Origin of the sequence: Pseudomonas ceruminis (genome assembly GCF_021602025.1) — a bacterium.
Lineage (GTDB): Bacteria > Pseudomonadota > Gammaproteobacteria > Pseudomonadales > Pseudomonadaceae > Aquipseudomonas > Aquipseudomonas ceruminis.
Window position 1 is genome coordinate 275,475 of sequence record NZ_BQHW01000005.1, and the last position, 21,632, is coordinate 297,106.

20 protein-coding genes are annotated in these 21,632 nt (G+C 63.4%); 13 read left to right on the forward strand and 7 right to left on the reverse strand.

Translation table 11 applies throughout. From position 1 onward, the window contains the following. The first annotated feature begins 131 nt into the window (after positions 1-131). Positions 132-1,415 (forward strand): putative hydroxymethylpyrimidine transporter CytX, encoded by a 1,284-nt coding sequence (gene cytX / locus L6D80_RS08730; protein ID WP_176512536.1) that lies wholly within the window; start codon positions 132-134, stop codon positions 1,413-1,415. On the opposite strand, the gene L6D80_RS08735 is transcribed toward cytX, so the two are convergent. Further along, positions 1,384-2,130 carry an RsiV family protein gene (locus L6D80_RS08735; protein ID WP_176512535.1) on the reverse strand — a complete coding sequence of 249 codons (747 nt, stop codon included), beginning with the start codon at positions 2,128-2,130 and terminating at the stop codon, positions 1,384-1,386. The genes cytX and L6D80_RS08735 overlap by 32 nt on opposite strands. A gap of 184 nt (positions 2,131-2,314) precedes the next feature. Between L6D80_RS08735 and L6D80_RS08740 the strand changes: the two genes are divergently transcribed. From L6D80_RS08740 to L6D80_RS08780, 9 genes are all read left to right on the forward strand, one after another. Further along, entirely contained in the window at positions 2,315-2,932 is a 618-nt protein-coding gene (locus L6D80_RS08740) for an NUDIX domain-containing protein (RefSeq protein WP_054900255.1), read from the forward strand. Beyond that, positions 2,923-3,375 carry a DUF1249 domain-containing protein gene (locus L6D80_RS08745; RefSeq protein WP_054900254.1) on the forward strand — a complete coding sequence of 151 codons (453 nt, stop codon included), beginning with the start codon at positions 2,923-2,925 and terminating at the stop codon, positions 3,373-3,375. Before L6D80_RS08740 ends, L6D80_RS08745 begins: the two co-directional genes overlap by 10 nt. 70 nt (positions 3,376-3,445) lie before the next feature. Next, on the forward strand, positions 3,446-4,264 hold the full coding sequence (gene cpdA / locus L6D80_RS08750; protein WP_176512534.1) for a 3',5'-cyclic-AMP phosphodiesterase: 819 nt from the start codon (positions 3,446-3,448) through the stop codon (positions 4,262-4,264). A gap of 157 nt (positions 4,265-4,421) precedes the next feature. Continuing rightward, positions 4,422-5,030, forward strand: coding sequence for a YqiA/YcfP family alpha/beta fold hydrolase (locus tag L6D80_RS08755; protein ID WP_054900252.1), 609 nt, complete (start codon positions 4,422-4,424; stop codon positions 5,028-5,030). Between the two features lie 36 nt (positions 5,031-5,066). Next, complete coding sequence (parE, locus tag L6D80_RS08760) at positions 5,067-6,971, forward strand: DNA topoisomerase IV subunit B (protein WP_054900251.1); 1,905 nt, start codon at positions 5,067-5,069, stop codon at positions 6,969-6,971. Continuing rightward, positions 6,968-7,954, forward strand: a complete 987-nt coding sequence (locus L6D80_RS08765; RefSeq protein ID WP_054900250.1) for an esterase-like activity of phytase family protein — start codon at positions 6,968-6,970, stop codon at positions 7,952-7,954. The genes parE and L6D80_RS08765 overlap by 4 nt, the downstream gene beginning before the upstream one ends. Next, positions 7,951-8,469, forward strand: coding sequence for a retropepsin-like aspartic protease family protein (locus L6D80_RS08770; RefSeq protein WP_176512533.1), 519 nt, complete (start codon positions 7,951-7,953; stop codon positions 8,467-8,469). Before L6D80_RS08765 ends, L6D80_RS08770 begins: the two co-directional genes overlap by 4 nt. 10 nt (positions 8,470-8,479) lie before the next feature. Next, entirely contained in the window at positions 8,480-10,738 is a 2,259-nt protein-coding gene (gene parC / locus L6D80_RS08775; RefSeq protein WP_054900248.1) for a DNA topoisomerase IV subunit A, read from the forward strand. A 175-nt stretch (positions 10,739-10,913) separates the two neighbouring features. Next, entirely contained in the window at positions 10,914-11,624 is a 711-nt protein-coding gene (locus tag L6D80_RS08780; RefSeq protein WP_054900247.1) for a PqiC family protein, read from the forward strand. 110 nt (positions 11,625-11,734) lie between these two features. Here L6D80_RS08780 and L6D80_RS08785 read toward each other — a convergent pair whose 3' ends face one another. Next, positions 11,735-13,207 carry an AhpA/YtjB family protein gene (locus L6D80_RS08785; RefSeq protein WP_176516725.1) on the reverse strand — a complete coding sequence of 491 codons (1,473 nt, stop codon included), beginning with the start codon at positions 13,205-13,207 and terminating at the stop codon, positions 11,735-11,737. A gap of 135 nt (positions 13,208-13,342) precedes the next feature. On the opposite strand from L6D80_RS08785, the gene serB reads away from it, so the two are divergent. Then, on the forward strand, positions 13,343-14,557 hold the full coding sequence (gene serB / locus L6D80_RS08790) for a phosphoserine phosphatase SerB (protein ID WP_176516723.1): 1,215 nt from the start codon (positions 13,343-13,345) through the stop codon (positions 14,555-14,557). A gap of 38 nt (positions 14,558-14,595) precedes the next feature. On the opposite strand, the gene asd is transcribed toward serB, so the two are convergent. The 3 genes from asd to L6D80_RS08805 are packed head-to-tail and all read right to left on the reverse strand — an operon-like array spanning position 14,596 to position 17,858. Further along, complete coding sequence (gene asd, locus L6D80_RS08795; RefSeq protein ID WP_176516721.1) at positions 14,596-15,459, reverse strand: archaetidylserine decarboxylase; 864 nt, start codon at positions 15,457-15,459, stop codon at positions 14,596-14,598. Positions 15,460-15,468: 9 nt separating this feature from the next. Next, the gene (locus tag L6D80_RS08800) at positions 15,469-16,278 is read right to left on the reverse strand and encodes a rhodanese-like domain-containing protein (protein ID WP_176516719.1); all 810 of its coding nucleotides are present in this window, start codon (positions 16,276-16,278) and stop codon (positions 15,469-15,471) included. Positions 16,279-16,322: 44 nt separating this feature from the next. Beyond that, positions 16,323-17,858: an HDOD domain-containing protein gene (locus tag L6D80_RS08805; RefSeq protein WP_176516717.1), complete on the reverse strand. Its 1,536-nt coding sequence runs from the start codon at positions 17,856-17,858 to the stop codon at positions 16,323-16,325. 130 nt (positions 17,859-17,988) lie between these two features. Here L6D80_RS08805 and motA point away from each other — a divergent pair, with 130 nt between their 5' ends. Beyond that, the gene (motA, locus tag L6D80_RS08810; protein ID WP_176516715.1) at positions 17,989-18,840 is read left to right on the forward strand and encodes a flagellar motor stator protein MotA; all 852 of its coding nucleotides are present in this window, start codon (positions 17,989-17,991) and stop codon (positions 18,838-18,840) included. 3 nt (positions 18,841-18,843) lie between these two features. Then, positions 18,844-19,884, forward strand: coding sequence for a flagellar motor protein MotB (gene motB, locus L6D80_RS08815; RefSeq protein ID WP_176516713.1), 1,041 nt, complete (start codon positions 18,844-18,846; stop codon positions 19,882-19,884). A gap of 33 nt (positions 19,885-19,917) precedes the next feature. On the opposite strand, the gene L6D80_RS08820 is transcribed toward motB, so the two are convergent. Both L6D80_RS08820 and rsgA read right to left on the reverse strand, forming a co-directional pair. After that, positions 19,918-20,397 carry a hypothetical protein gene (locus L6D80_RS08820; RefSeq protein ID WP_054900240.1) on the reverse strand — a complete coding sequence of 160 codons (480 nt, stop codon included), beginning with the start codon at positions 20,395-20,397 and terminating at the stop codon, positions 19,918-19,920. Positions 20,398-20,510: 113 nt separating this feature from the next. Continuing rightward, complete coding sequence (gene rsgA, locus L6D80_RS08825; RefSeq protein ID WP_176516711.1) at positions 20,511-21,542, reverse strand: small ribosomal subunit biogenesis GTPase RsgA; 1,032 nt, start codon at positions 21,540-21,542, stop codon at positions 20,511-20,513. Positions 21,543-21,632 lie beyond the last annotated feature (90 nt).

Sequence of the window (21,632 nt, forward strand, 5' to 3'; positions counted from 1 at the left end):
CTGTAGGCGCGGGCTTGCCCCGCGAAAGCGTCAGCCAGGCCAGCACGACAGGTTGGCCCGACGCCTTCGCAGGCAAGCCCGCCCCCGCACTGGGGGCAGTGCTTATCTCAACATTTGCGGCGATCACAACAATGACTACCCCGAGCCATTTCTCTCCCGACCACCCGGTCCCTTCCAGCCAGCGCCCCTTCGGCGCCCGCGACCTGTTCTCGCTTTGGTTCTCCCTCGGCATTGGCCTGATGGTCCTGCAGGTGGGTGCCATGCTCGCCCCAGGCCTGGGCCTGGCTGGCGCTGTACTGGCCATCGCCCTCGGCACCGGCGTGGGTGTACTGCTACTGGGGGCGGCGGGGGTCATCGGCAGTGACACCGGCCTCTCCGCCATGGCCACCTTGCGCCTGAGCCTGGGCAGCCATGGCGCTCGCCTGCCGGCGTTGCTCAACCTCCTGCAACTGGTGGGCTGGGGCGCCTTCGAAATCATCGTCATGCGCGATGCGGCCAGCCTGCTCGGGGCGCGCACGTTCGGTGACGACAGCCTGTGGAACAGTCCGATGTTATGGACCCTGTGCTTCGGTGGCCTGGCCACCCTGCTGGCGGTCGCCGGGCCGCTGGCATTCGTGCGCAAGGTGTTGCGCAAATGGGGTATCTGGGTGTTGTTGGGCGCTTGCCTGTGGCTGACCTGGAACCTCTTTGCCAAGGCCGACCTGACTGCCCTGTGGCACCGTAGTGGCGATGGTTCGATGTCGCTGGCCGTAGGCTTCGACATCGTCATCGCCATGCCCTTGTCGTGGTTGCCGCTGATTTCCGATTACTCACGTTTCGCCCGCAGTGGCAAAGGTGTGTTCGGTGGCACTGTCCTGGGCTACTTCATTGGCAACACCTGGCTGATGAGCCTGGGTGTGGCTTACACCCTGGCCTTTGCGCCAGGTGGCGAGGTCAATGCGCTGTTGCTGGCCCTGGCGGGCGCCGGGATGGGGATTCCGCTGCTGCTGATCCTGCTGGACGAATCGGAGAAGGCATTTGCCGATATCCATTCGGCGGCGGTTTCAAGCGGCTTGCTGGTACGCCTGAAAGTCGAACACCTGGCCTTGGCCATCGGCGTGCTGTGCACCCTGATCGCCTTGCTGGCGCCGCTGGCCCAGTACGAGAACTTCCTGCTGTTGATCGGTTCGGTGTTCGCGCCGCTGTTCGGTGTGGTGCTGATGGACCACTACGTGATCCGTCGCCGCCATGCCCCTGCGCGGGTAGCGGGCCTGCATTGGCAGGCCTTGCTGGCCTGGGCAGTGGGGGTGGCGGCCTATCACACCATCGCCGCGCAAGCACCGGAGCTGGGCGCCACGCTGCCAGCACTGTTGCTGGCAGGTGGGCTGCATGCGCTACTGAGCCTCAGCCGCGCCCGGGAAACAGCTCGGGCTTGAGCACGCCGTTCAGGCGCGGGTAGGGGATTTTCAGCTCCACGTGGCCCATGGAGTAGGGCGCGATGGCATAGACTTCATATTTGACCACTACGGCGCCGTACGTCAGGGCGATGTGCGGCGACCGCTTGAATGGCCAGGTCTTGACGAACTCGGCGTCCTTGTCCATGCCGACGCTGATCAGCCAGGCACGGTGCGATTCTTCGACCGTCTTCCAGAACGTCTCTTCCTGGCCTGGCACCAGCATGTCCTGCAGGGTCAACACCTTGTCCTGCTTGCGCGAATAGTTGATGAATGCGCGCCCAGGCATGCCGTGCGCGCCGCCGCTGTCGAGGTAACTGGATAACTCGATGATCACCAGCCCGTCATGCTGCTCGCGTACCTTGGCTTGCAGGTAGCTGCTGTTGCGTTTGTCGGCGTTGGCCAAGTATTGCTGCTCGTAGGCCTGCAAGGTGCTGGGCGCGGTGCCATGCTGATTGTCTTCGGTCAGCTGCAGCAGGCGTTTCTCGACGATACCGTCGAGCTTCGGCAGGGCAGGGAAGTGGACCGTGTCGATGTTCACCAATGGGCAGTCGGTTTCGCTGCATCCGGGTTTCACATGTTCCCAGGCGTCGCGTTTGACCTCGAGGGGCGCGCGGTAATTAGGGCTGAACAGGCTCTGGCAGGCACCCAGTGCCAGGGCCAGCACAGCCACGGAAGTCAGTTTGACAAGTGTCATGATGATCCTTGCAGAACAGGGAAAGTCGGCCTTTGACCGTCTGCGCGGCCTTCAGTTCGCCACTAAGCTAACAGAGACAGGACGCGCTGTCCCGACTGCGCGAACGGTTGCCGGAAAGGGGTGAAACAGGCAGGCGTGCAGAGTAGGATGGCGCGATGCGGTATCAGAGGTCATGAGGATTTCCATGTCAGACACGTTCAATTCAGTGCCCAAGGGCTTCCAGATCATCGAGCGGGCCAATTGCTTCCAGGGCTTTTACAAGCTCGACAAGCTTCGCCTGCGCCATGAGCTTTTTGCCGGGGGCATGGGCCGGGAGATCAGCCGCGAACTGTTCGTGCGCCACGACGCCGTGTGTGTGCTGCCCTATGACCCTCAGCGTGATGAAGTGGTGCTGATCGAGCAGTTTCGCGTCGGTGCGCTGGGCAAAGCCGACAACCCGTGGCTGATCGAGATGGTCGCGGGGCTGATCGACAAGGATGAACAGCCTGAAGAGGTGGCGCATCGTGAAGCCCAGGAGGAAGCCGGGCTGACCTTCAGCGCGCTGTGGCCGATGACCCGCTACTTCCCGTCGCCCGGCGGCAGCGATGAGTACGTTCACCTGTTCCTTGGTCGCTGCAGCAGCGAAGGCGCCGGCGGCCTGCACGGTCTGGAAGAAGAGGGCGAGGACATCCGCGTGCGTGTCTGGTCGTTCGAGGATGCCTTGCACGCTGTGCGCGATGGGCGCATCTGCAATGCGGCGACCATCATCGGCTTGCAATGGCTGGCGCTCAACAGAGATGAAGTTCGAGGTATGTGGAAGTGAACCTGCTGCGTGAGCGTTATCGCGTCGATCTGGCCGGGCTGCAAGCAGCCTGCGAGGCCAACTACGCCCGGCTCATGCGGCTGTTGCCAGACATGCGCACTACCCAAAGCTCGCGGCGCATCGGCATGACCCAGGGCGACCAGATGCTGGGTGTGCTGGTACTTGATGTGGTGCTGGCCTGCCCGTACACCACCACCCTGCGGGTTCGCCAGGAGCACAGTCTACCCTGGCTGCCGGTGCCGCACCTTGAAGTGCAGGTTTATCACGATGCGCGCATGGCCGAAGTGGTCAGTGCCGAGCATACCCGGCGCCTGCGCAGCATCTATCCGTACCCCAACGAGGCCATGCACCAGCCCGATGAAAAGGCCCAGCTCAACCTGTTCCTCGGCGAATGGCTGAGCCACTGCCTGGCCTGCGGTCACGAACTGGCAAGTGTGCGCTGAAATGTGATGCCGGTCGGTTTCGAGTGTTTGCTCGCAACCATTCCCCCGCCATAATTCATGCTGAATCCGCATGAGGAGACGGCCGGTGCCGCACCCATCCCCATCCCAGGCACCCGTCTACGTGGTGCAATTGACCGACCCGCACCTGTTCGCCGACCCCGCAGGCACGCTGCTGGGCCTCAAGACTCGCGACAGCCTGCGCCACGTGATCGCTCAGGTGCGTCGCGAGCAACCGCGCATCGACCTGCTGTTGTGCACGGGCGATCTGTCACAGGATGGCAGTGTCGCGTCGTATCAGGCGTTCCGCGCGCTGACCAGCGAGTTCGCCGCGCCGGCGCGCTGGTTGCCGGGTAACCACGATGAAGCCAAGGTGATGGCCGTGGTGGCGCCCGAGCTGGTGCAGGCGGTCACCGACATTGGCCAATGGCGGGTGGTGATGCTCAATTCTGCGGTGCCGGGGGCGACCCATGGGCAGCTTGAGCAAGACCAGTTGCAGCTACTCAACGACGCCCTGCAGTCAGCGGGCGAGCGCCATTGCCTGGTGTGCTGTCACCATCAGCCGGTGGACATCGGCTGTGCCTGGATTGCGCCGATCGGCTTGCGCAATGGCGCTGAACTGCTGCAGCGGTTGAAGGGTTATCCACAGGTCAAGGCACTGCTCTGGGGGCATATTCATCAGGAATGGGACGAGCTGCGTGATGGCGTGCGCCTGCTGGCTACGCCCTCGACCTGCATCCAGTTCGCGGCGCGCAGCGAAGACTTCAGGGTGAGCGAGGAGCAACCGGGGTATCGCTGGCTGCGTCTGCACCCCGACGGGCGGGTGGAGACCGGGGTGGAGCGGGCCCGGGACTTCGAGGTGAGGCTCGACTTCGACAGCCCAGGCTACTAGCCGCAGGCAGTTATCCGCGGGCGGGGGTTGAGCTGCTGGCAACTTGAAGAAATTGTTGCGAAACCCCCGTCGCTGCGCCAAAACACGGCGAACACGCTACACTGCGCATCCCTGCGCCTGCACCATCGGGCGCGAAGCCAAAGATTCCGGGGGCAGCATGTCGGGTTCAATCCTCTATATCCATGGCTTCAACAGCTCGCCGCTTTCGACCAAGGCGCGCCAGCTCGAGGCCGTGATGCAGCAGCTAGGGCTGTCGGCTCAGTTGCGCGTTCCCGCCTTGCACCATCACCCACGCCAGGCCATCGCGCAGCTCGAAGCCGCCATCGCCGAGCTAGGTGCCCCCCTGCTGGTCGGCAGTTCGCTCGGCGGCTACTATGCCACCTATCTGGCCGAGCGCCACGGCTTGAAGGCCCTGTTGGTCAACCCTGCGGTAACCCCGCACAAACGCTTCGACGGCTACCTGGGCACCCAGCGCAACCATTACACCGATGAAACCTGGGAGCTGACACACGACCACGTGCAGGCGCTGGCCGAGCTGGAAGTCCCGGCACCCGAGGCTCCAGGCCGCTATCAGGTGTGGTTGCAGACCGCCGATGAAACCCTGGATTATCGCCACGCCGAGCGCTTTTACCGTGCCTGTGCCTTGCGTATCCAGGCCGGTGGTGACCACAGTTACCAAGGCTTTGCCGAGCAGATGCCGGCGCTGCTTGCCTTTGCCGGGATTGCCCGCGGGCAATATGCGGCGCTCGATTTTTCTGTATTTTGATCTTTTTTGCATTCACCAGACTGACGACGAGAACCCATGGCCAATCCCAGCGCTAGCGCCTATAACGCAGACGCCATCGAAGTCCTCTCGGGCCTTGACCCGGTCCGCAAGCGGCCGGGCATGTACACCGATACCAGCCGGCCCAACCACCTGGCCCAGGAAGTCATCGACAACAGTGTCGACGAAGCCCTGGCGGGCCACGCCCGTTCGGTGCAGGTCATTCTCCACGCCGACCATTCGCTGGAGGTCAGCGACGATGGCCGCGGCATGCCGGTGGATATCCACCCCGAAGAGGGTGTGTCCGGGGTCGAGCTGATCCTCACCAAGCTGCACGCTGGCGGCAAGTTCTCTAACAAGAACTACCAGTTTTCAGGCGGCCTGCACGGTGTGGGCATCTCGGTGGTCAACGCCCTGTCGACCCAGGTGCGGGTGCGCGTCAAGCGCGACGGCAATGAGTACCAGATGACCTTCGCCGATGGCTTCAAGGCCAGCGAGCTGGAGGTGGTGGGCAGCGTCGGCAAGCGCAACACCGGCACCAGCGTGTACTTCAGCCCTGATCCGAAGTACTTCGATTCGCCGAAGTTTTCCATCAGCCGCCTCAAGCACGTGCTCAAGGCCAAGGCCGTATTGTGCCCGGGCCTGCTGGTCAGCTTCGAGGACAAGGCCAGCGGCGAGAAGGTCGAGTGGCACTACGAGGATGGCCTGCGCTCCTACCTGGTGGACTCGGTCAGCGAGTTCCAGCGCCTGCCGGACGAGCCGTTCTGCGGCAGCCTGGCCGGCAACAAGGAAGCCGTGGACTGGGCCTTGCTGTGGCTGCCCGAAGGCGGTGACAGTGTTCAGGAAAGCTACGTCAACCTGATCCCCACCGCCCAGGGCGGCACCCACGTCAACGGCCTGCGCCAGGGCCTGCTCGATGCCATGCGCGAGTTCTGCGAGTTCCGCAACCTGCTGCCGCGCGGGGTCAAGCTGGCACCGGAAGACGTGTGGGAGCGTATTACCTTCGTCCTGTCGATGAAGATGCAGGAACCGCAGTTCTCCGGGCAGACCAAGGAGCGCCTGTCCTCGCGCGAGGCTGCGGCGTTCGTTTCCGGCGTGGTCAAGGACGCCTTCAGCCTGTGGCTCAATGCGCACCCTGAGCTAGGTATGCAATTGGCCGAACTGGCCATCAGCAATGCCGGCCGTCGCCTCAAGGCGAGCAAGAAGGTCGAGCGCAAGCGTATTACCCAAGGCCCGGCATTGCCCGGCAAGTTGGCCGACTGTGCCGGCCAGGACCCGATGCGCGCCGAGCTGTTCCTGGTCGAGGGCGATTCTGCCGGTGGCTCGGCCAAGCAGGCGCGGGACAAGGAGTTCCAGGCGATCCTGCCGCTGCGCGGCAAGATCCTCAACACCTGGGAAGTGGACGGCGGCGAAGTCCTGGCCAGCCAGGAAGTGCACAACATCGCCGTAGCCATTGGCGTGGACCCCGGTGCCGCCGATTTGTCGCAACTGCGCTATGGCAAGATCTGCATCCTCGCCGACGCCGACTCCGACGGCCTGCATATCGCCACCTTGCTGTGCGCCTTGTTCGTCCAGCATTTCCGCCCGCTGGTCGAGGCCGGCCATGTGTACGTCGCCATGCCGCCGCTGTATCGCATCGACCTGGGCAAGGAGATCTACTACGCCCTCGACGAGGCCGAGCGGGACGGTATCCTCGACCGTCTGGTGGCCGAGAAGAAGCGCGGCAAGCCGCAGGTGACGCGATTCAAGGGCCTGGGTGAAATGAACCCGCCACAACTGCGCGAAACCACCATGGACCCGAACACGCGGCGCCTGGTGCAGCTGACCCTGGACGACCTGCAAGGCACCACTGAAATCATGGATATGCTGCTGGCCAAGAAGCGCGCTGGCGACCGCAAGAGCTGGCTGGAGACCAAAGGCAACCTCGCCGAGGTCCTGGTTTGATTCGTCTGTTCGCCGCCGCGTTTCTCGCGTTGGTTGCCCTGCCGAGCCTGGCAGGCAACTGGCCCGAGCTGAAACTGGCTTCAGAGCATCCGGTCGACGGCATGCGCGGTGGCAACCTCTCGGGGCTGGCCATGTGCCGCGGAGCCCTGTGGGGTGTTTCCGACCGTGATGACGACCGTATCTACCGTTTCGACCAGCAAGCGACGACATGGCGCGCGCAGCCGCTGACGTTCACCCCGCCACCGGTACCGGAGAGCGGCTTGCCCTGGGGCCTTAAGGTGCGCAACTGGGCGGCGTCGTACATCCGCGGTGGCGAGCTGGATTACGAAGGCATCACCTGCGATCAGGCCGGTAACTTCTATCTGGTCAGCGAGGCCCATGCGGCGGTGCTGCAACTGCCGGTCGAAGGCGAGCCCGACTGGCTGAAAATCGACCCGGCCATGGTGCGCCAGGCCCGTGGCAGTGGCATGCTGCTGCACTTCAATGCCTTGTTCGAAGGTCTTGCGATCAACCCGGCAGGTGATCGCCTGTGGCTGGCCGCCGAGCGCGAGCGTCGCGGTCTGGTGGCCATCGAGCGGCAGCAGTCGGTGTGGACCTGTGGGCGCAGTTGCGTCCTGCTGAGCGAGGCTGGCGTCGAGATGCAGCCGCCACAGATGCCCAATGCCCGTGCGCTTTCGCGTGATTTCGCCGACCTGGCCTGGTTCGAGGGCAAGCTGTTCACGCTCGAGCGCAACGCCTTCCGCGTCTGCCGTCGTGATGCCGACAGCGGCAAGGTCGAGCGCTGCTGGTCGTTCGCCGCAGAAGCTCTGGTCCCTGAGCGCCGCTACGATCAGCCGTTCGGCCTGGCAGAAGCCCTGGTGATCGATGCCAAGGGTGCCTGGATTGGTATCGACAACAACAACGGTGACCGCGCCGATGGTGAAGGCCGGCCGATCGTCTGGCGCTTCGAGGCACCGGAAGGTGGCTGGAGTGCCAGGCCATGAGTCAGCCAGCCGGCAAGCGGGCCGGCAGGGTACTGATGATCGTCGCCTGGGCGGCGGCAATGTTCCTGGCCACGCGCTTTTTCGGGCAGTGGGAAGCGCGTGAGCGCAACCCCAATACCCAGGTGCAGTCCGAGCATGGCGAAGGTTTTATCGAAGTGCGCCTGCTGGGCAATGACCAGGGCCACTTCGTGATGGATGGCGCGATCAATGGCCAGGGGGTGCATTTCATGCTCGACACCGGCGCCACCGACGTCGCGGTCCCCGAAACGCTGGCCGGCGACCTGCGCTTGCAGCGGGGCAGCCCGGTCACGCTCAGCACGGCGAACGGTCGTACCGAAGGCTACCGCACCCGCCTGGACAGTGTGCAACTGGGCGACATCCACTTGCGGGACGTGCGCGCCCTGGTCGTGCCCGGGCTCGATGGCCAGACGGTGCTGCTGGGCATGAGCGCCCTGAAACAACTTGAATTTACCCAGCGCGGCGGCACCATGCTGCTGCGCCAGAACCTGAAATGACGAGGCCCGCATGAGCGACTCACTGGAACTCAGCCTCGACGGCGTTGAACGCCGTTCACTGGCTGACTTCACCGAACAGGCCTACCTCAACTATTCCATGTACGTGATCATGGACCGGGCCTTGCCGCACATCGGCGACGGCCTCAAGCCTGTGCAACGACGCATCGTCTATGCCATGAGCGAGTTGGGGCTCGATGCCGATGCCAAACACAAGAAGTCGGCGCGCACCGTCGGCGACGTGCTCGGCAAGTTCCACCCCCATGGCGACTCGGCTTGCTACGAAGCCATGGTGCTGATGGCGCAGCCGTTCAGCTACCGCTATACGCTGGTCGATGGGCAAGGTAACTGGGGGGCCCCGGACGATCCGAAGTCGTTCGCCGCCATGCGTTATACCGAGGCACGCCTGTCGCGCTACTCCGAAGTGTTGCTCGGCGAGCTGGGCCAAGGCACCGTGGACTGGGTGCCGAACTTTGACGGCACCCTGCAGGAGCCGGCTGTGCTGCCGGCGCGCCTGCCGAACATCCTGCTCAACGGCACCACGGGCATCGCCGTGGGCATGGCCACCGACGTGCCGCCGCACAACCTGCGCGAAGTGGCCAGCGCCTGCGTGCGCCTGCTCGACGAGCCCAAGGCCACCCTCGAGCAGTTGTGCGAGCACATCCAGGGCCCGGACTACCCGACCGAAGCCGAGATCATCACGCCCCGTGCCGAGATCCTCAAGATCTACGAAAGCGGCCGTGGTTCGATCCGCATGCGTGCCGTGTACCGGGTCGAGGATGGCGACATTGTCGTCACCGCCTTGCCGCACCAGGTATCCGGGGCCAAGGTGCTGGAGCAGATTGCCGCGCAGATGCAGGCCAAGAAACTCCCGATGGTCGCCGACCTGCGTGACGAGTCGGACCACGAGAACCCTTGCCGTATCGTCATTATCCCGCGTTCCAACCGCGTGGACGCCGACGAGCTGATGCAGCACCTGTTCGCTACCACCGACCTGGAAAGCAGCTACCGGGTCAACGTCAACATCATCGGCCTGGACGGTCGACCGCAGCTGAAAAACCTGCGTGCATTGCTGCTGGAGTGGCTGCAATTCCGCATCGGTACCGTTCGTCGCCGCCTGCAGCACCGCCTGGACAAGGTCGAGAAGCGCCTGCACCTGTTGGAAGGTTTGCTCACAGCGTTCCTCAATCTGGATGAAGTGATTCACATCATTCGCACCGAGGAGCATCCCAAGCAGGCCCTGATCGCCCGTTTCGACCTGACCGAAATCCAGGCCGATTACATTCTCGAAACCCGCCTACGCCAACTGGCGCGCCTGGAAGAGATGAAAATCCGCGGCGAGCAGGACGAGTTGCTCAAGGAGCAGGCCAAGCTGCTGGCGCTGCTCGGCAGCGATGCCAAGCTGCGCAAGCTGGTCCGCAGCGAATTGATCAAGGACGCCGAAACCTACGGCGACGACCGCCGTTCGCCGATCGTCGAGCGGGCAGAGGCCAAGGCGCTGTCGGAAAACGAACTGATGCCGACCGAGCCGGTCACCGTGGTGTTGTCGGAAAAGGGCTGGGTGCGCTGCGCTAAAGGTCACGATATCGACGCCACCGGCCTGTCCTACAAGGCAGGCGATGGCTTCAAGGCCGCAGCCGCGGGGCGCTCCAACCAGTTTGCCGTACTGATCGACTCCACCGGGCGCAGTTATTCGGTAGCGGCCCATACCCTGCCATCGGCGCGTGGCCAGGGCGAGCCGCTGACTGGGCGCCTCGCGCCTCCGCCGGGCGCCACCTTCGAATGCGTGCTGTTGCCGGAAGACGATGCGTTGTACGTGGTGGCTTCTGATGCGGGCTATGGCTTCGTGGTCAAGGGTGAAGACCTGCAAGCCAAGAACAAGGCCGGCAAGGGGCTGCTCAGCCTGCCGAACGGGGCCAAGGTCATCAGCCCGCGCCCGGTGGCCAACCGTGAACAGGACTGGCTGGCGGCAGTGACCACCGAGGGCCGCTTGCTGGTGTTCAAGGTCGCCGATCTGCCCCAGTTGGGCAAAGGCAAGGGCAACAAGATCATCGGCGTGCCCGGTGATCGGGTCGCCAGTCGTGAAGAATATGTTACAGACTTGGCGGTGATCGCCGAGGGTGCGACCCTTGTACTGCAAGCGGGCAAGCGTACCCTGTCGCTGAAGCCGGACGACCTTGAGCATTACAAGGGTGAACGCGGTCGGCGCGGCAGCAAGCTGCCACGCGGCTTCCAGCGTGTCGACGGGTTGCAGGTCGAAGCGCCGGCGTAATGTTGTGAAATGTCTGGGGCGGCAATTTCAACGCCGTTCCAGGCAGAAATGCTGGAGTCGGACCGACATTTCGCGGATGATAGTGCCCCTGCGGTGCCAGCGTGGCTGTGTGCCCGATTGAATTTATATCAGTATCACTGCGGTAAGCCTGGTGGCGACCGCCTGGATGGGATGAATGAAATTTCTGCGCCTTCCATTTGCGCTGTTGATGACGGGCTTGCTAGGGCTGGGTGGGTGCAGCATGCATCAGCCGGTTGCCCTGTATCAGCTCGACAGCGGTGATCCTGGCCAGCCTTCACAGAGTGCAGGCATGGCCGTGGTGCTCGGCCCGGTGTCGGTCGCCGATTACTTGCAGCGCGAAACATTCTTGCAACGTCAAGCCGATGGTAGCCTGAGTTCGGCGACCGACGGTCGTTGGGCCGGCAGCCTGTCGGCGGATATCGACCAGTTGCTGGTACGCCAACTCGCCTGGCGCCTGGACAGCCAGCGCGTGGTGCTGGCGCCGGCCAGCACCGGCTTCTCGCCTGATGTGCAGGTATTGCTGTCGATCACCCGCCTGGATTCCGGCAAGAACCAGCCGGCGATTCTAGACGCCCAATGGCGTTTGCTCGATCGTCGCGGCAATGTCCGTGACAACCGTATCGTTCACCTCGAGCAGCAGCACGAGGGGACCGAGTCTTCGCAAGTGCAGGCCCAAGGCCAATTGCTGCAGAAGCTGGCAGAGCAACTGAGCACGGCGGTCAAGCCACTGGCTAATCAGCCGGCGGTTGCCGAAGAGGCACCCAAGCGGCCCGCCGCTCCGGTACAGGTCAAAAAAGAGCCAGAGAAGTCGAAGATCCCCATGGCTTCGCCGATTCGCACAGATATGGAAGTCTATCGGTTCTGATGGTTCCGCCAGGCGCAAAAAAGCCCGCACATGTGCGGGCTTTTTTGTGGGGCTTGTCCCGTCCTGAAGTTAGCGGACAGCCTGCAGGAGCAGGTTGACCCGCCTAAGTATCAGGCCCGGCGCTCGTGCATGCGCGCCAACTGGCGCTCCAGCATCGATGGGTAAGGCTCCATCAATCGCTCCACACAGCATGCCCCCTCAGGGCTGGCGATTGGCCGAATCCGCGCGCGCTGGCGAATCAGTGCGTCATCGCTGATCTGCCGCTCGACCAGCAGCAGGTTGCGGCTGTGTTGCGACAGCGCCAGAGCGTCCTGGGCTTTCTCGGCCATCAACAGGTCGACCTGCTCCAGCCCCTGCAGGTCATCGCCCAAGGCCAGGCCAAGCTGTAGTTGCAGAGTAATGCCGCTGTCGGCCACCTCGATCTGCAGGGCGTGGCCCAAGGCGCGCAGCAATTCGCCACAGCAGATGGCATTGGTCAGGTAGTCCTCGCCGCAGTCGCGGCTGTGGAACAGCACCAGCGTACTGCCGTCGTTGAGCGTGTGGGTTTCACCTTCGTACAGTGAAGCTGCCTGTTCCAGGCAGTCGCGATAACGCTCCAGCAACTCGGTCAGGCGCGTACGTGGCAGGCGGCGCAGTTGCTCCTGAGAGCCCAGCTGCACGGCCAACACTGCGCTGTTCTGCGGCTCGTCCGACTCGACCACGGCCGCCTTGGGCGCGCTTTCTTCGTCCAGCAGTCCCGCGAAGGCTGCGTCGTCTTCGTCTTCGTCTGCTTGCGCTGCTGAGACCTTGGCGCACGGTGCGGGCTTGGCGGGTGGCGCGGCTTCGTGCAGATCGTCGAAGTCGTCCTCGTCCTCTTCTTCCTCAGGCTCGGGCTCGGGCTCTGGCGGTGGCGGCGGGGCCAGGCGCGCGTGCAACTGGCGGGCAATGTCGCCGATCTCATCCTGGCGGTCGATCGCCGGAGTGTAAGGGTGCGGGTCGCGTAGCCACACGCGCAGTTGCAGCAGCGGCAAGGTGATGTGACGGCCTTGGCGCAGGCTCAGGCTCAACGCCAGGGCCAGCAGGATCGCCCCCAGGATGCCCATGCTTTGCAGGCTGATCAGCATCGGCTGCTGGAACTGGCTCATGTCCAGGCTGATGCGCAACTGCCCGGCGGTAACGTCCTGGAAGGTGATCTTGGTCTGGTACAGGCCCTCTGCCTCACCCAGCAGGCTATTGCGGGGGCGCTGGCCAGCCTCGGCGAGGATGCGGTTGTCCACGCTGTAGATCGCCGCATGGGCAACCAGCGGGTTTTTCACCAGGTTGCCCAGCAGTACGTTGAGGCTGAGGATGTCGTTGGACACCAGCAGCTCAGTCGCCGAGGTGGCGGTCTGGGTGGTCAGGCTCTGGCCAAGGGCGTCCGCCTGTTCGTGCATGGCCTGCTTGAACTGCAGGCCCATCACACAGGCATAGATCACCAACGCCAGCGCCACCAGGAAAATGTTGGTGCTGGCGATGCGCAGTGCCAGTGGAATGCGACGTTGGCGCAGGGCACGGAAGATCATGAGGAAGAAGTTGTCTGGTTTGACGGGCGTGGGCCGGTTCACAGAGCGCGGCTCTTAATGGCATAAAAGTGTTGCGCAGTATAGCGACCCCGGTTTTGTCGGCAAAGTATCGTTGGCGCCCGATGGTCATGGAAAATCGGTAGAATGCGCATTTTTCATCGAAATCGGAGCCCGGTCTTGCGCGAAATCGTTCTGATCAACATCACCGGTGAGGACCGTCCCGGTCTCACCGCCGCCATCACCGGCGTCCTGCTCCAGGGCGGTGTGAACATCCTCGACATCGGCCTGGCGGTCATGCACGGCACGCTGTCGTTCGGCATTCTGGTCGATATTCCGGACAACGAAGTGGCCACCAGCCTGTTGCAGAGCGTGCAATCCAAGGCCCATGAGCTGAACCTGCAGGCCCGCTACACGCCGATTTCCGAGGCAGATTACCAGCACTGGGCCGATGGCCAGGGCGAGGCGCGCTACATCGCCACACTGCTCAGCCGCAAGATCACCCCTGAGCAGTTGCAACGGGTCAGTGCGATCATCAGCCAGTATGGCCTGACCATCGAGCGTATCGAGCGTTTGTCCGCCCGTGTTGCGCTCAATGGCCAGAGCGAGAAAGGCAAGGGCGCCATCGAAATCTCGGTGCGCGGCGAGCCGAGCGATGCCCAGGCATTGCGCGCCGACTTCTTCGCGGTATCTGAAGCGCTAGATATCGACATCGCGTTCCAGAAGGACGACCTGTTCCGCCGCAATCGCCGCCTGGCGGTTTTCGACATGGACTCGACGTTGATCGAGGCCGAGGTCATCGATGAGCTGGCCAAGGCGGCCGGTGTCGGCGAGCAGGTGGCGGCCATCACCGAGCGTGCGATGCGTGGCGAACTGGACTTCCGCGCCAGCTTCAAGGAGCGCATGGCGCTGCTCAAGGGCCTGGATGTCAGCGTGCTGGACGAGATCGGGGCGTCCCTACGCCTGACAGAAGGTGCCGAGAACCTCTTCGCCGAACTCAAGCGCCTGGGCTACAAGACTGCCATCCTCTCCGGCGGTTTTACCTACTTCGCCAAGCAGGTGCAGGCACGCCTGGGCATCGACTATGTGTTCGCCAACGAGCTGGAAGTGGTGGATGGCAAAGTGACTGGCGTGGCCGTGGAGCCGATCGTCGATGCTCAGCGCAAGGCCGATTTGCTGCAGCAGTTGGCCATCGAAGAGGGTCTGCAACTGGAACAGACCATTGCCGTCGGTGATGGGGCCAACGACCTGCCGATGCTGGCGCTCGCGGGCCTGGGTGTGGCGTTCCGTGCCAAGCCGCTGGTGCGCCAGTCGGCCAAGCAGGCCATTTCGACCCTTGGGCTGGATGGTGTGCTGTATCTGCTGGGGCTGCGTGACCGCGACGCCCGCGGTTGATCTGAGAAGCCGGGGCTGCAAGGCAACCCCGGCGTCCATCACGGCTGTGCCGGTAGCGCCAGCAGCTCGCCCATGCGGGTAGCCGAGCCTGCGCCCAAGGTTTCAGCCCACTTCACCTGCTCCGGCCCGAACAGCACGATGGCCGTAGAGCCCAGCTTGAAGCGGCCCAGCTCCGCACCCTTTTCCAGGTGGATTGGCGCGCGGCTGCCTTCGTCATAGCGGAATGTCTTGAGCTCACGCTTGGGCGGCGTGACCAGCCCTGCCCAAACGGTCTCGATCGAGGCAACGATCATCGCACCGACCAGCACCACGGCCATCGGCCCACGTTCGGTGTCGAACAAGCACACCACACGCTCGTTGCGGGCGAATAGCTCAGGGACGTTTTCTGCGGTGGTCTGGTTGACCGAGAACAGGCGGCCTGGCACGTACACCATTTCGCGCAGGGTGCCGGCCAGCGGCATGTGCACGCGGTGGTAATCCTTTGGCGACAGGTAGATGGTGGCGAACTCACCGCCCATGAACGGGGCGGCCAGGGCCGGGTCGCCGCCGAGCAGCTCCAGGGCACTGAAGCTGTGGCCCTTGGCCTGGAAGATGCGGCCGTGCTCGATTGGGCCCAACTGGCTCACGGCACCATCGGCCGGGCAGAGGATTGCGCCCGGGGTTTCGTCCAGTGGGCGCGCACCTGGCTTGAGGGCGCGGGTGAAGAAGGCGTTGAAATGCTCGTAGGCAGTGAGGTCTTCGACCAGCGCTTCGCTCATGTTCACTTGGTAGCGCTTGGCAAACCAGGCGGTGAAGGCATTCTTGAACCAGCGCGCGCGGCACTCGGCAACGCAGCCGGCGAGCCGCGACAGCAGGTGGTGCGGCAGCAGGTACTGGCTGATGATGAACAAACGGGATTTCATGCAGGTTCCTTAAACTTCTACAGGCGTGTCCGGGTGGTTGCCCCATTCGCTCCACGAACCGGCGTAGGCCTTGATGCGTGGGTAGCCGAGGGCCTTGGCCACCAGGTAGGTGAAACCGGAGCGGCGGTGGGTCTGGCAGTGGGTGATCACTTCCTTGTCAGGGGTGATGCCCAGTTGCTGCAGGACTTCAGCGATGTCCTTGCGGATGCGCAGGTGGTCATTGAGGTCCATGCCGGCGGTCCATTCAAAATTGATCGCACCGGGAATATGCCCGCCCTTGGCTGCCAGCACCTTCTCGCCGGTGTATTCCTGGGGGCCACGGGCGTCCCAGACGACCAGATCGTCGGCACCCAGGCGGCTTTGCAGGTATTCACGGGTGGCGGTCGGTTCGTCGTGCAACTGCAGGCGTACAGGCGTGGTCGCCGGCGCCGGCACGTCGGTTGAAAGCGTGTCCGCAGGCCAGGCCTGGATGCCGCCATTGAGGTAGTGGTAGGCCTTGTGGCCGATGACATCGAGCATCCAGATGAAGCGCCCGGCCCAGCCACCGCCCTCATCGTCGTAAACCACATAGACCGCGTCATCGCGGTGGCCGAGTTCGCCGAACAGTTTTTCCAGGTCGCCAATGGTCGGCAGCAGCCCAGGTGCGGGCGGCAGGCCAAGCTGGGTGCGCTTGCCTTCGACGAAGCGGGCGCCGGGGATGTGCCCGCTGACATAGCGGTTGGCGCTGCTAAGGTCGACCAGGATCAGTTGTGGTGAATCCAGGCGCTGCAGCAGGTCCGCAGGTTCTATCACCAGCGGCAGTCCGGCAAAGTCATTCATCCACGGTCTCCAGTGTGGAAAGAGGGGCGATTGTAGCGCAAGGGTCAGCCATTGCGGTTGGCAAACACGGCCAGGGCACGCTCGATGCATTGCGCGGTTTTACCGAAGGCCTGCACGCTGACATCGGCCAGCGGTTTGCCGCCCTGGTCGGCCACCACCAGCATCAGCACCTGGTCATTGACCGCCAGTGAGCGCAGCAGCAGGTGCTCGCTCCGGAAGAAAGCCCGCAGGGGCGCCGGGAGCAGGGCTGCGAACTGGGCGTGGTTGTCAGGCGTCAGGCGCAGTTGCGCCGCCTGGCCCATCAGCTTCTGCAGCAGCTTGCTTTGCGGTACGGGCAGGGCCATGGCGGCAGCTTCTTTGGGCACGCCGGCAGTCTGCTGTACGCGCAGGTACTCGCTGGCCTTGTCAAAGCTCAGCAGCATGATGCGCTGCATGCCACAGGCCAGCAGGGCCTCGCGTGCCTGGGTAGCCAGGTGGACCGCGTTGGCGAATGGGCTGGGCTGGGCCAGAAGCTCCTGGCACAACGTGCGCCAGCGGCCCAGTGCCTCGCTGGACGGTGGCGGCGGTGTCAGCATATCGGGGTGCGGGCGGCGCTGCTGCCACGGCCAGAGCAGCGCTTCTGCAGGGTGGAACAGCGCATGCCGGGCGTGGCGACGGGCGCTGGCAGCAGCCTGCTGGTGAACCTGTTGTTGCACGTCTTCCAGTGAGGTTTGCAGGTACAACGCGGTCAGCAACTGCCAGCGCAGCAGGTGCGGGTTGTCCCAGCCCACTTGAGCCGCCAGGGCCAGGTTGTTGGCCAGCAAAACGGTATTGGCCGGCTGGTTGAACCAGCGGCGCAGGCCGGGCGCCTCGTCCAGCCGGTGCTGCTGGCTCAGCAAGTCTTCGTCGCGGGCGATGCTCAGCACCTGGCCCAGTTGCTCACGTTCCTCAAGCAGTAACCGGTAGCCCTGGGTGACCCACTGCGACAGGCGCCAGTGCTCGGCCATGGCTTTGCACAGCGCCATGATGCGCACGCCAAACAGCTCAAGTTCGACTTCGGCAGCCTCTTCGCCCTTGTGGATCACTCGAAGCTCCCAGGTGTCGAGCAGCTTGGGGTAGGCCAGGGCCATTGGCCACAGGGGTGATAGGAACAGCAGGCTGCCCCAGTGGATTTCCTGCCACAACCGTGCCAGGCGGCTGGCGAACAACCCGCTGGCCTGCTGCGCGGCGTGCTGGCTGATCAGCAGAAACTGGCGCAGCACGGGCGGGATGTCGTCGTCCGGCAGGGCAGGCAAGCGGTTGAGCAGCTCCCGGGTGCGCGCCAGGCCCAGGCGATTGAGGGCAATTTCCAGGCTTTCAGCGGGTTCGGCCTGGCTGGCGTTGGCCGGGTGATTGGCTTCGCGCATCACCGACAGCACCAGGGCCGGGCTGTCCTGCATCAGTTCGGCGATGTCACGCAGGGAGCGGCGGCTATCGTTGATGGCGCTCGAGACCCGGTCATAACTCTGCTTTGGCACCGGTACGCGAATACCGTCCAGCAGCTTTACCCAGGCCTCTAGCGTACGCGGATTCTGAGTGGGCACCTTGGTTTCCATTGGCATTTTGACATCAGTCCGAACTGGCTTTTCGCTTTTAGTGGCTATAGTCTGGCGCAGATCTGCCGATAAGTAGAAGAAGAGTTTTAAAGCTCACGTTCCTCACCCTGACCACGACAGCAAGTGCTTTGAACCTATGGCTAAAATTATCGGCATCATCGTCGTATTCGCGAGCGTGCTCGGCGGGTATGTGCTCTCTCACGGCAAGATCGCGGCGCTGATCCAGCCGTTCGAAGTGCTGATCATCGGCGGTGCGGCCTTTGGCGCGTTCCTGCAGGCCAACCCTGGTTACATGACCATGCATGTAATCAAGAAGTCGCTGAAGATGTTCGGGACCCGGTTCACCCATACGTTCTATCTGGAAGTATTGGGCCTGGTATACGAGATCCTCAACAAGAGCCGTCGTGAAGGCATGATGGCCATCGAAAGCGATATTGAAGATGCCGCGGCCAGCCCGATCTTCGCCAAGTACCCTGCGGTGCTCGGTGACGAGCGCATGACGGCATTCATCTGCGACTATCTGCGCATCATGTCCACCGGCAACATGGCACCTCACGAACTCGAAGGCCTGTTCGACATGGAACTGCTGAGCATGAAGGAAGAGCTCGAGCACCCGTCCCATGCGGTCAACGGCATTGCCGACGGCATGCCAGGTTTCGGTATCGTTGCGGCGGTACTGGGTATCGTGGTGACCATGGCGTCGCTGGGTGAGGGCGACCAGAAGTCGATCGGCTTGCACGTGGGGGCCGCGCTGGTCGGTACCTTCTTCGGTATTCTTGCCGCCTATGGCTTCTTTGGTCCGCTGGCCAACGCCCTGCGCCATGACGCCAAGGAAGAAATCAACGTGTACGAGGCGATCAAGGCCTCGCTGGTGGCCTCGGCCTCCGGCATGCCACCATCGCTGGCCGTGGAATTCGGGCGCAAGGTGCTTTACCCAACGCACCGTCCGAGCTTTGCCGAGCTGGAACAAGCGGTCCGCGGTCGCTAAGCCATGGAGAACAATCAGCCCATCATCATCAAGCGCGTCAAGCGCTTTGGCGATGGCCACCATGGTGGCGCCTGGAAGATCGCATTCGCTGACTTCGCCACGGCCATGATGGCGTTCTTCCTGGTGCTGTGGTTGCTGTCCACGGCGACCCCGGAGCAGAAGATCGCCATTGCCGGTTACTTCAAGGACCCAATCGGTTTCTCCGAGAGTGGCACGCCCTACATCATCGACCTGGGCGGTTCGCCGCAGCTGGCACCGGAAAAGACCATCAACCCGGAGCAGAAGTCCGAGCCGACGCCTGACACCAGCATCCAGCTGGACAAGGATCAGGTCGAGACCATGGCCGAACAGGTCGAGCGTGAGCGCCTCGAGTTGCTGCTGCAGGAGTTGCAGAACAAGGTTGAGGAAAACCCGCAACTGCAGAAGTTCAAGGACCAGATCCTCTTCGAGATCACCCAGGACGGCCTGCGCATCCAGATCATGGACGCGGAAAACCGGCCGATGTTCGACATCGGCAGCGCGCGTTTGCAGCCGTATTTCGAAGACATCCTGCTGGCCATGGCCGACACCATCAAGGCCGTTCCGAACAAGATCAGCATCAGTGGCCATACCGATGCCAAGCCTTATTCGGGAGCCGGCGAGTTCGGCAACTGGGAGCTGTCTGCCAACCGCGCCAACGCGGCACGCCGTGCGCTGGTCGCCGGTGGCTATCCAGATGGCCAGGTGGCGCGGGTGGTCGGTTATGCCTCGTCGTCGCTGTTCGACCGGGAGAACCCGTTCAACCCGGTCAACCGGCGTATCGACATCATCGTTCTGACCAAGAAGGCCCAACGCAACATCGAGGGCGAGCAAGGGACGCCAGAGGCTGCGCCTGCACAGCCGGATGCTCAGCCAGCAGCGCCTGAGGGGGCTGAGGGTACGGCACCCGGTGCTTCCGCCGCACCTGGCGCCGGAGATCAGCCCATGCAACCGCGTGAGTTGCGTCAGAAGCTGAACATCTTCGAAGATGGCGTGCTGAAAATGGATCAAGCCCAGGATCAGTAAGCCCTGGCGGGCCGCCCAGCGGCCCCGACCCATTCAAAACCCCCGGCGGATCTTGGCTTTCAGGTCCGCGTGGAAAAAATCCGCATTGTCCCTGTCGCTGCAGCCGCCCCGCACCCCCGGCAGGGCCATGGCCCGGGCGAACGTGCATTCATCGTGATACGCCCGCACAAACAGGTCGATATGCGCCTGCTTGCGCATTACCGGCCATTTGCCCAGGCAATCGGGTAGCGCGGCGTCACTTCGGTAGTACAAACCCACCCGCCGGCAGGCCATGACCGCAGCCCCTAGCAGCCAGGCTGTCCACCAGTCCTCGGCGGCGCTTTCGGGCAGCAGGCCGATCCAATGGGTGGCGTGGTTCATGTGCTGGCAGAAGCTGCCGAAGAGGTCTTCGCTGGTCTGCCCTGCGCTGTCAAGCAGCACCAATTGCGCGGTGATCCCTTCCAGCAGCAGGCGCTCATTGAGAATAAAGGCGTCAAGCCTCTGTTCGTGGCGATAACTGATGAAAACCGGCATGGTGGTTGCCCTCCCTGATAGATGTCATGACCATCGGGGAAAGCCGCAAGCTGGACAATAGATGACGGAAAAACCGGAGCGATCCTACGTGCTCCGGTAATTTTTCCTACAAATCAGTAACTTTCTTCCGGCAGGCTGGCAATAATCGAGCGGTAGCTGTTCATGCGCTGCGGTTTGATTCGGCCGTCGTCCAGTGCCTTGAGCAGGGCGCAACCTGGCTCGCGATCATGTTTGCAGTCGCGGAAGCGGCACGTGCCGAACAGGTCTCGGAACTCGATGAAGCCATCTTCCACGTCGCTACGGCTGACGTGGCCAAGGCCGAATTCACGGATACCCGGCGAGTCGATCAGGTCACCGCCATTGGGGAAATGGTAGAGGCGTGCGGTAGTGGTGGTATGCGTGCCTTGGCCTGACCATTCGGAAAGGTCGCCTACACGCGTGCCGGCGTCAGGCAGCAAGCTGTTGACCAGGGACGACTTGCCGACGCCTGACTGTCCGACGAACACGCTGATGTGGCCGTCCAGCATCTGTTGCAAGCGCTGCATGCCGTCACCGTGGTGCGCCGAAACCTCCAGCAGCGGGTAGCCCAGCTCGCGGTATACCTCGAGCAGGGCGTGCAGGGCCGGGCCGTTCTCGTCATCGATCAGGTCGGCCTTGTTCAGCAGCAGCAGCGGGCGGATGCCGGCGTGCTCGGCTGCGACCAGGTAGCGGTCGATCAGGTTCGGATGCGGCTCTGGGGCTGGCGCGAAGACGATCACGATCAGGTCGACGTTGGCGGCCACCGGCTTGAGCTGGCCGTGATTGTTTGGCCGGCACAGTTCGGTGCTGCGGGGCATCTGCGCGACGATCACGCCAATGCCCTGGTTGCCGGCGCGCCAGACGACGCGGTCACCAGTGACCAGGGCCGGCAGGTTGGCTCGCAGGTGGCAGCGGAACACCTGGCCTGCGGTTTCGCCGTCCTGCGCCTCGACCTCCACCTGCACACCGAAGTGGGCAATCACCAGGCCCAGTTGCTCCGGCCCCAGGTCGCCACCCTCCAGCTCGTGCAGCACATGTTGCTCGCGTTTGGCGGCGCGAGCGGCGCGCTCGTTCTGGATTTTTTCGATACGCCAGTTCTGGCGGCGATTGAGCTGGCGTTTGGCCATGTAGGTTCCGTGGTGGGCAGGATGAAAACGGCAGGCAGTTTAGCACGACGGGCAGTGGACCATTCTGGTTACCTTTGCACCGCGAATGCG